The organism is Achromobacter sp. (assembly GCF_036567245.1).
Classification (GTDB): Bacteria; Pseudomonadota; Gammaproteobacteria; order Burkholderiales; family Burkholderiaceae_B; genus Achromobacter.
Genome location: NZ_DATCUY010000532.1, coordinates 18,082 through 27,845 on the forward strand (window position 1 = coordinate 18,082; position 9,764 = coordinate 27,845).

Sequence of the window (9,764 nt, forward strand, 5' to 3'; positions counted from 1 at the left end):
TTCAAGGTTGGGGGGGGTTCACCGCCTGGCGCTCCAGGGCCAGCAGATCGCTGAAGGCGTCTGTGTCGAGCGCGGCGGAAATCAGAAAGCCCTGCGCGCAGTCGCAGCCGATACGCCGGAGAAATTCCAGGTCCTTGCCGGTTTCAACGCCCTCGGCTGTGATCTGGAGTCCCAGCTGGCGTCCCAACTGGACCGAAGACACCAGTGCGGCAGCGCGGCCCTCGTCGTCGGCAGCGCCACTGACGAAGGCCCGGTCGATCTTCAATTCGGTGAACGGGGTGCATATCAAGCTGTACATGGAGCTATATCCTATGCCGAAATCGTCTTGCGCCAAGCCGAATCCCTTGAGCCGCAATCTGCTCGCTCCCATATAGTATTGGCCCTGGATGGAGGTTGTCTCGTCTTCCAGCAATTCAAACGATATTTCCTGCGGCGCCACGTCCGCGGCCAGTACGATGCGCTCGAGTTCGTCGGGTAGGTCTGGGTCGTCCAGCAGCTGGGTCGGCAGGTTTACGGAGACGGGCATCCGGTATCCCTCCCGGCGCCAGCGCGTATAGGCCGCCAAGGCATCCCCGAGCATCCGCAGGAGCAGCGCACGGTCCAGCGAGTGCCGCTTCACCGCGGACAGGAATGACCCCGGTAACATGAATCCGAATTCGGGGTGCTGCCACCGGACCAGCGCTTCGGCGCTGACGATGCGGCCGCTGGCCAGCGCTTTCTTGGGCTGGAACCAGGCGCGCAGCTGTCCCTGCCGCAATGCATGTTCGAGAGTGTCCCGGTCGAACAAGGCGTCGACATCGGCGCGCAAAGCCGGGCCGCGCGGTTCGGTCCGGCTTTGCCGCAGTTGGCCGGTCAACTGCCGGGCGTGGTCCGCCGTCAGCGGCTTTGCAAACGTGCCCAACACGGCCAGGCCTTTTTCCTTCGCCATCAGCGCCACGCTGTTCATGATGCGGCGCGGACACGCCGACACGATCGCCAGCATGGGATTGTGATGCAGCGTGGCGAGCCGGTCGATGAATTGCACGCCGTCCATGCCCGGCATGTTCAGGTCTATCAGCACCAGGTGATATGGCGCTGCGCCGATCATCTCCAGCGCGGCTTCGGCGGAAGTGGCGACGTCCGCGGGAGCGAATCCGGCGGCTTCCAGCAGCGTCGTCATGTGGACGCATTGGAGGGGGTGGTCTTCCACGATAAGAATCCTGTAGTCGGCGAGCTGCGTCATCATGAAACTTCCTTAAGGGCAACGAGGGCTTGGCGCAATGCGTCAATAGGCAAGGGCTTGAGCAAGACCTTGGTCATGCCGGCGGCGGCGCTGCGCCGCAGGTCTTCGGTGAATGCGTTGGCGGTGATGCCGAGAATGGGACGGGCGTAGCCCTGGCTTCGAAGAGCCTGGGTCAGTTCATAGCCATCCATCCGCGGCATCTGGAGATCGGTCAGGATGGCGTCGAAGACTGTCACGTCCGGGCGGGCCAAGGCCTCCCGGCCGTTGCTGGCCAGCACCACGGTGCAACCCAGATGCTCCAGCTGTTCCCGCAGGATCTGCTGGCTGACGAGGTTGTCCTCGACCACCAGCAGGTGCATGCCCAGGACGTCGCGCACGGTCTTGGCTTCCAGGGACTCCTTGGCCGCCGCGCCATCCTGCGCCTGGCGCACGGCGGCGGCGATGTCGGCCAGGCTGTAGGCGTTGGCTATCCAGCTGTTGCGCGCCTGGTCCTGGCGGGGCCGCGTGCCAGGAGGGTGCGCAATCACACGGGCGTGCGTCCAGTACGCCGGGTTCGGGACCGGCGGCCAGGCATCCACCAGCACGCTGGCTTGCGCGCGGCTGTGATCGTCGGCTTTGTACGGCAGGGCCAAGGCCCCCCAATGACGCAGCCAGTGGCACAGGTTGTTGACGACCTCGTTCACGGCGCCGCGCACGAAGACCGGTGTGGCGTCCAGCTGGGTCTGCGCGTCATCGCGGGCGCCGCTGGCCAGTGGCAGGGTCAGTTCAAGCGATATGCTCGTGCCCAGGCCGGGTTCGCTGACAGCCTGGAGCGTGCCGCCCATCATTTCAGACAGGCGCGCGCAGATCGCCAGCCCGAGCCCGGTGCCGGGAACGGCGCCCGACTGGCCCGCTTCGGCGCGATAGTAGGGTTCGAATAGCTGGGCGTGGTGTTCCGACGGAATCCCGACCCCCGTATCCGCCACCTGGAACAACAGCGTCGCGGACTCTGCGTCGCGTCGTATCAGCCGCAAGCGCAGCACGATCTGGCCCGAATCCGTGAACTTGATGGCGTTGCTGACCAGGTTGTTGAGTATCTGCCGCGTGCGCGTCAGATCGCCCAGCACCGAAGCCGGTGCCTCCACGTCGGCCACCGCGTAGAGGTGCAGGCCCTTGCCCTCGGCGCGCGCGGCATAGCTGCTGACCACGGCGTCCAGCAGCTCCGCCGGGGAGTACGTCTCCGACTCCAGTTTCAGGTAGCCGGCCTCGATGCGGGACAGGTCCAGCGTGTCGTTGATGGTGCGCAGCAGCGTCGATGACGACTGCTGCATGGTCTCCAGGTATTGCCGCTGCTGGCTGTCGACCGCCGTCAGGCCGAGCATTTCCAGCGTGCCCAGAATGCCGAAGAGAGGGGTCCGGATTTCGTGGCTCATCGTGGTCAGGAAGACGGTCTTGGCGTGGTTCGCGGCGTCGGCGTCGAGCTTGGCTCGCATGATCGAGCGTTCGACCTGCTTGAATGGCGTGATGTCATTGATGCCGCACAGCACCACATCCTGGCCGCGGTAGGTGATGCCGGCAAACGTGATGTGCACGTTGCGGCCGTCCTGCAAGGCGTATTCGCGCGCCGAATCGGGGCCCGCCGAGGTGACCGCGCGGCACAGCAGGCCGGCGTCGCTGAGCAGCCATTGGCGGGCCAGCTCATTGGACAGGATGAGCGCGTTGTCGGTGCGCCGCAGCAGGCACAGGCCCACCGGCGCCACCTCGACGAGCTTGCGGGTCAGGGATACGCTGTCGGCAAGCGCTTCGTACTGCCGTATGGCCGGTGCGATCAGTTTTCTCCTGATATGCGCAGCGCCCAGGAGCACCGCCGCGAGCAGCAGCGCCGCGACGGCCAGCGTCGCCTGCACCGCGAAGGCGGTGTCGCCGAGGATGCGGCTGATGGGCGTGTGGTAGACCAGCCGCCAGCCTGCTTCGCCAACCGACTTGTTCAGCACCACATACTCGGGCAGCAGTCCGGGCCCCCACCAGCCGAAGGAGTCCTCTTGCCCGCCGCGCGGACTGGATTTGGCCAGGAACGTGGCGGCCGCACTGTGCAGGACGGGCGCATCGTCCTGATCGTAAAGCGCGTAGCTGCCGCCGACCAGCGGCGACAGATCCATGGCGGCGTCGATATCCACCACCTCCAGCCCGATCCACCCTGAGTCCGGCACCATGGAATCCATGGGGGTATACAGGTAAAGCCGGTTTGCCTGATCCATCGGCGGCTTGAGCCAGACGATGGGATGGTGGCCGGCGGGGTCCAGTTTCGGATCGGCCGCCGCCAGCGTGCGCGCGATCCAGCGCTGCTTGGCCTGGTCCATCTCGTTCTGCTCATGCCCAGGCAGCGGTACCAGCAGGGAGGTCCTGCCGGTGCGCACCGAGCTGTACATCAGCTGGGTGTGGGCAAGGGCGATGTCGTTCAGGTCGCGGGGAGTGAGGATCAAGGCCCAGTCGTAGGCGTCCTGCTCCTCTTGCAGCGGAAAAACCTCGATCTGCCTGGTGTTGCCAAAGAAGCGCGGCGTCCGGGACATCGGCGCGCCGTCGGTGTTGCGCACCGCCGACGAGGACAGGGAGCGCAACAGGATCTCCCTTTGGTCGAAAAAAAGTTGCGCGTTGTAGGCCGCGGCGTTCATCTGGCGGCGGTAGGCGGAAACGGTGTCGCTGAAGGCCCAATAGAGCGAAAAGGCCGCTGCGGCGGCGATGCACGCCAAGAGCGCAAGGGCAAACAGATGCAGCAACAGTGTCGGCACCCGGGGGGCTGCTTCGACATCGTCATGCGGGAGGGTTCGAGATTCCTGGACAGGCATGGGCCCATCGTAAAAATGGAAGGCCTTGCCGAACATCAAAAGATTTTGAAAATGCCGGGCGCCGTCCACCGTGCGTGCGCCGGCGAGCGCGAACGCGGGGCGCGGGGCTGGCCTGGATAATCAGAATCTTATGATGTGAGCGCCACGCCGCGGCCCGTACTCTGGTGCAAGCAACTTGAGCGCGGTTCCCGCGCCGGCAGAATCACTGAATACATGCATGATTGACAACGATAGGGTCCAGTCCAGCCCATCTGGGGACGGCAGGGTCAGGCTCCAGCCCATCCTGGACGCAAGCGGCGCCGTCTGCGAAATGGCGCTGGCGGGGGATTGGATGGGCCGGCTGCCCGCGAGCGCGTCGCTCGCCGCCTCGGCGTCCGCCTTGCAGGCCGCGGGCCGCATTCTCCTGGAGAGCGGCAGCCTGGCGCGGCTGACCATGGACCACCCGCTCAACGTGCACGCCGAGGCAGGCCTGGCCGAACAGCTTTGCCGGGATCTGCGCATTGCGAAGGTTGGCAGCGATTTGCTGCCGGATGCGTGCCTGGTGCGGGAAAGGCCGCAGCCGATATACCCGAGCGCGCGCGTCGTGTTCAACGTCCCGCTGAGCAGCCGTCTCGCCGAAGGCGCCGAGGTCTTCCGGCGCCACGGCGAGTTCAAGGCCGCGCTGCGCGTGCGCCTGATGCCCTGTAGCCGGGACGGCGCGCCCACGCCATTTGGTGTCTTGCGCGCCGTGGGCTTGCGCCTGGACATTCCCGCCGGCATCAGTCAGACCTTTGCGCTTCAGGAGCAATTCTTCAGCTTGCTCGGGCACGCGTCCAGAATGGGGGTCAAGGTGCTTGCGAGCAAGATCCGGACCATCGAGGACTTCAATTGGCTGCGGCCGCAACCTGATCTGCGCTTCCAGGGAGACGTGCTGAGCACCGCCTTGAGCCTGTGCTACATCCGGCATTGGCTGTCTGGCCCCGGCGCCGACTGGCGCGCATTCCGGCTGGGGGAAAAAGCGGGTCCAGGCCAGCCGGCGGCCGGCCAGACTGCCTAGCGGCGACTAAGCGCGCATGACGGGGCATCATCAGACTTTGGCGATTGCCTCTCGTGCCGCCGGCCTCAAGCGCAGCTGCATCAGCTCCAGCAACGCCCGTACCCGCGCAGTCACCGAATGGCGATGGCTATAAGCTCCCAGCAATTGCAGCGGCGCAGGCCGCAAATCCAGCGGCACCTCCACCAGGCGGCCCGCAGCCAGGTCGTCCTGGCATGCAAAGGCCGCCAGAATCGCGAAACCTATGGCTTGCAGCGCGCCTGCTCCTGCCAGTTCTCCGCTGTTGACGCGGTAGCGGCTGCGGACCGGGACTTTGACGATGTCGCCGGCGGCATCGACAAACTGCCAGGGCTGGCCTTTGATTGCGCTGAGGGTGGTGATGCAGGGCAGCGACCTGAGTTCCCGCGCGTGGCGCGGCGTTCCGGTTTTGGCCAGCAGAGCAGGCGCGGCGACCACGATGCTGGGCAGCGTGGCCAGTTCGCGGGTGATGAAGGCGCTGTCGTCCTGGCGGCCGCGATGGAAGACGATGGCGAGGTCCACGTCGTCTTCCCGCAGCGCCTCCAGGCCAGTCATGCGCGTGTCGCACTCCAGTTCCACGCCGGGATGCAGGCTGCAGAACTCGGCCAGGATGGGAGCCAATAGCCTTGGCGCCTCCCCGGGCATGCACATTCTCAAGGGGCCCCGCAGCTCGCGTTGCACCGCGCCGAGCTCTTCCTCGGTGGCGAGCAAGACGTCCAGCAGAGGGTTGGCGCGTTCGTACAGCAGCCTGCCGGCTTCGGTCATGCGCAGGTGGCGGGTGCTGCGTTCCAGCAGGCGGACGCCCAGCCTGCGTTCCAGAGAGGCGACGTGGCGGCTGACATTGGATGAGGGCAGGGCCAGCAGACGGGCCGCGCCGGCGAAGCTCTGTTCGTTGACGACCGCCGCATAGACGCGGACGGCATTCAGGTCTAGCGCAGCGCGCATGATTATCCCGTTTGAGATACTAAAACGTCCCATTTTTACATGCTAGTTCTCCCTGGTGGCGGAATCTAAGATGCCGTCATGGCGCGACGAGCCGCCGCCGGTGGTGCGTCGAGGCGGTTTTTACAGGAGAGCTTCAGCGTGGAAATTGGAATATTGGGCGGTGGCATTGCGGGCTTGAGCGTGGCGCTGGCTTTGCGCAGGCAGGGGCACAAGCCGCGGGTCTATGAACGCCGGGCAGGGCCGGCGACCATGGGGGCCGGCGTGACGCTCTGGCCCAACGCCGGCTTTGTGCTGGAGCAACTGGGGCTGCTGCAAGACATCGCGGCGGTGGGCGGGCGACCGGTGGCAATGCGCCGCCAGGATGCCGCGGGCAATCCGCTGGGTGGCCTCGATATCGCGTTGCTGGACCGGATGATGGGATATCCCACCCACACGATTCTGCGCCGGGATCTGCAGGCGGTGCTGCTGGACCATGTGGCGCGGGCCGGAATCCCGGTGGCGTATGGGCATCGGGCGGTGGCGGTCGCTCTGGATGGGGATGGCCGGGCCATGGCGCGGTTCGATAACGGCCTGAGTATCTGCCCGGACCTGCTCATCGGTGCCGACGGCCGCATGGATTCGGTGGCGCGCCGATTCGTTGCGGGCGATAACGCGCCGGTCTACCAGGGCTTCGTGAACTGGATAGGCGTGGCGCAGGCGGAGGGCGCACTGGTCGACGAAATAGCCATCCAGGACTACTGGGGCGCGGGCGAGCGCTTTGGCGCCGTGGCGGTGCGGCGGGGAATGGTCTATTGGGCAGCGGCACAGACGCGGCCCATTCCCCCGGCGGGCCCCGCGGCGGACCTGCGCAATGAGGTCGAGGGGTTGTTCGAAAGATGGCCCGAGCCTGTCGCTCGCATCATCCGCGCAACGCCGCCGCATGCCATCCACCTGATCGCCGTGCATGATCTGGAGCCCCTGAAAACCTGGCACCGCGCCAATGTGCTGCTGGTGGGCGATGCGGCCCATGCGCCCTTGCCGACATCGGGGCAGGGCGCGTGCCAGGCGCTGGAGGATGCCTGGCATCTGGCGCGATGCCTGGACGGTGCGGACGAGGGGCTGGATGCAGCGCTGCGTGGCTTTGCCCGGATACGCATTCCCAAGACGACGCAGCTGATCGAACAGGCGCGGATGTTTGCGCGCGGCCTGTTCGCCACCGATCCCGCAACCTGCCGCATGCGGGACGAGCGCGCCAAGGCGTCCGATCCCTTTCGTGACGCGCAAGCCCTGGCGGGAGGATGGTCGCAAGGCTTGCCGATGCCCGGCGGTCTGGAAGTATCGGCGGAGGAGGAAGTCGGCTTCGGCAGCCTGTACCGCGCCTGAAGGGGGCGCGCGGGCACGCGGCTTGCTGATTGTCATGTCCGGTTGGACTGGAACACCACCATGCCGAGCACTCGCATTTCCAAACGGCAGTCACCCGGTAAGCGATCGGACCGCGCCGAGGGTACTGCCCGCGCCTCAGCCGGCCATGCCGCAGCCAGCCGTGCCAAAGTCGGCGGGGCCAAAGTCGGCGGGGCCAAAGTCCGCCGAGCCGTAGCCGGGCGCGCCTCAGCTGGCCGCGCCTCAGCCGGCCGCGCCAATCCCATATCCCGTTTTTTTGATCATTTCGCCGCGCATGTGACGAGGTGGGCGGGGTCGCCGATCGCGTTCGGGCTGGCGCTCATCACTGTGATCATCTGGGGCGCGTCCGGGCCGGCCTTTGCCTATTCTGAAGTCTGGCAGTTGGTGATCAATACCGGGACGACTATCGTGACCTTCCTGATGGTTTTCCTTATCCAGCAGAGCCAGAACAAGGATAGCGAGGCGCTGCATCTGAAGCTGGACGAACTGCTGATCGCGCTCGAGGGCGCGGACGAAAGGCTGGTCGATGCCGAGCGCCTGGACGAAGACAAGCTGCTGGCCCTGGCCGCCGCCTGCACGGCGCGCGCCAGGCAGGAACGGCGCCAGCGCCTGCGTAGCCGGAGACAGCCATGACCGAGACCAAACCGATGGTGCGCAAGGGACAGTACGCCGGCCCGCTCGCGCGCGAGGAATTTCGCTTGCGCTTCATGCGGCGCTTCTACGATCCGGCCTTCCAGGGCGAGCGCGAGGCGCTGGAGCGCCTGGAAGCGATCGCCTGGAACGCCTATGAAGAGGGCCGCAAGTCGCCCGTCACCGTCAAGGCCGGGCCGGGCTACGCCGATCCCGACTACGACTTGTCGGTCGAATGGAAGGAAACGCGCGACCGGCTGGAGCGCGCCGCCGTGGCGCAGCGGGATCCGGGCGCGGCATCGCGCGTGCTGGTCGTCGTCGGCGCCGCGCGCAATGACGGCACCTGTCCGGGCGAGGTCTCCAAGAGCTGGCGGCTGGCGCGCATCGTCCTGAGCGAATTGCAGGCGGCTGGCGTGCAGACCGACTTGCTGGACCTCAGCCGCCTGACTTCCGAGTACCAATACCAGATCCATCCCTGCAAAGGCTGCGTGTCGACCGCGATGCCCTTGTGCCATTGGCCGTGCAGCTGTTACCCGAATCACTCGCTGGGACAGGACAACGACGCCATGGCCGGCATCTACGAGCAATGGGTCGCGGCCCACGGCGTGATCCTGATTGCGCCCACGTATTGGTACCAATCGCCCAGTCCCTTGAAGCTGATGATAGACAGGCTGGTATGCGCGGATGGCGGCAACCCCGATCCCACGCTGACCGGCGGCAAGGACCCGCTGAAGGCCAAGCAGGTCGAACTGGCTGGCTGGCCGTACCCCAAGCATCTGGCCGGCCGCGCCTACGGCCTGGTGGTGCATGGGGACGTGGCCGGGATCGAATCGCAGCGGCGCGGGCTGGCCGACTGGCTGGACTGGATGGGGCTGATCGACGCGGGCGCCGCCTCGCGGCTGGACCGCTACATCAGCTACTACCGTCCGTACGCCACCAGCCACGACGATCTGGACCAGGATCTGGCGATACAGCAGGAAGTACGCAATGTGGCACGGGCCATGGCTAATTTCCTGCCGCGCTTGCGGCAGGGCGAATTCGCCGCGCAGGACCAGGGCATCCGCAATCCCCGGCCCAAGTAAACCGCAGTAGCATGAAAGCAGGAATAGACAGGAGGCCCCATGGAAAACGCCAAATGGGATTTCGAGCTTGAGCGTCCGATCGAGGACCAGGGCAGCTGGAGCATAGGATACGTGCTGGTTCCGCCGCTCGCGGGAGCGCCGCAAGAGCGGATAGCCATCGAGGAGCGCTTCGTTTCGGCCCAGGTGGCCATCGATGAGGCGACGCGGCTGGCGCAGATTCACGTGGCGGATCTGAACGGCGATACGGCGGCGTTCGAAAAGCCGACGGATACGGAAGTGCCATTCGGCAAGAATCCGCGCTTCTGAAGCCTCTGGCGCCGGCTTGGTGGCATGGCGCTTGCTGATTCCGGACTGCGGCGGATGTCGCCGCACTTCCTGATAGGTGACGCGATGCCCCAGATCCAGTTCGAGTTGGCCTTGCATCCGATAACGATGGCGTCAGTGCCGCCACCCGGGACTGCGGCCCATCGTCCGCCGCCGGTGAACCCGGACGACGCCAGCGACAGCGCTCAGGGCGACGAAGTGCCAGACGAGGACATCGAGCCCGCCGACACGACGTCCGAGGACAACGCCGCCGAGGGCTCGGCTGACCGATAGCCTCGAGCCCCGGGCTGCGCGCCCGCGCAAAG

At 66.2% G+C, this 9,764-nt stretch carries 9 protein-coding genes; 6 read left to right on the top strand and 3 right to left on the bottom strand.

Annotation, left to right across the window (positions count from 1 at the left end; all coding sequences use genetic code 11):
• Position 1: 1 nt before the first annotated feature.
• Positions 2 to 1,222 (bottom strand): EAL domain-containing response regulator, encoded by a 1,221-nt coding sequence (locus VIR09_RS22520; protein ID WP_332014872.1) that lies wholly within the window; start codon positions 1,220 to 1,222, stop codon positions 2 to 4.
• Entirely contained in the window at positions 1,222 to 3,990 is a 2,769-nt protein-coding gene (locus VIR09_RS22525) for an ATP-binding protein (protein WP_332014863.1), read from the bottom strand. Before VIR09_RS22525 ends, VIR09_RS22520 begins: the two co-directional genes overlap by 1 nt.
• A gap of 274 nt (positions 3,991 to 4,264) precedes the next feature.
• Between VIR09_RS22525 and VIR09_RS22530 the strand changes: the two genes are divergently transcribed.
• Positions 4,265 to 5,083 (top strand): hypothetical protein, encoded by an 819-nt coding sequence (locus VIR09_RS22530; protein ID WP_332014864.1) that lies wholly within the window; start codon positions 4,265 to 4,267, stop codon positions 5,081 to 5,083.
• Between the two features lie 30 nt (positions 5,084 to 5,113).
• On the opposite strand, the gene VIR09_RS22535 is transcribed toward VIR09_RS22530, so the two are convergent.
• On the bottom strand, positions 5,114 to 6,043 hold the full coding sequence (locus VIR09_RS22535) for a LysR family transcriptional regulator (RefSeq protein ID WP_332014865.1): 930 nt from the start codon (positions 6,041 to 6,043) through the stop codon (positions 5,114 to 5,116).
• Positions 6,044 to 6,181: 138 nt separating this feature from the next.
• Here VIR09_RS22535 and VIR09_RS22540 point away from each other — a divergent pair, with 138 nt between their 5' ends.
• The 5 genes from VIR09_RS22540 to VIR09_RS22560 all read left to right on the top strand — a co-directional run bounded on the left by VIR09_RS22540 (position 6,182) and on the right by VIR09_RS22560 (position 9,732).
• Complete coding sequence (locus tag VIR09_RS22540; RefSeq protein WP_332014866.1) at positions 6,182 to 7,405, top strand: FAD-dependent monooxygenase; 1,224 nt, start codon at positions 6,182 to 6,184, stop codon at positions 7,403 to 7,405.
• 60 nt (positions 7,406 to 7,465) lie between these two features.
• The gene (locus VIR09_RS22545; protein WP_332014867.1) at positions 7,466 to 8,056 is read left to right on the top strand and encodes a low affinity iron permease family protein; all 591 of its coding nucleotides are present in this window, start codon (positions 7,466 to 7,468) and stop codon (positions 8,054 to 8,056) included.
• Positions 8,053 to 9,135, top strand: coding sequence for a flavodoxin family protein (locus tag VIR09_RS22550; RefSeq protein WP_332014868.1), 1,083 nt, complete (start codon positions 8,053 to 8,055; stop codon positions 9,133 to 9,135). The genes VIR09_RS22545 and VIR09_RS22550 overlap by 4 nt, the downstream gene beginning before the upstream one ends.
• Before the next feature lie 39 nt (positions 9,136 to 9,174).
• Positions 9,175 to 9,441 (top strand): hypothetical protein, encoded by a 267-nt coding sequence (locus tag VIR09_RS22555; protein ID WP_332014869.1) that lies wholly within the window; start codon positions 9,175 to 9,177, stop codon positions 9,439 to 9,441.
• Between the two features lie 111 nt (positions 9,442 to 9,552).
• On the top strand, positions 9,553 to 9,732 hold the full coding sequence (locus VIR09_RS22560; RefSeq protein WP_332014870.1) for a hypothetical protein: 180 nt from the start codon (positions 9,553 to 9,555) through the stop codon (positions 9,730 to 9,732).
• Positions 9,733 to 9,764 lie beyond the last annotated feature (32 nt).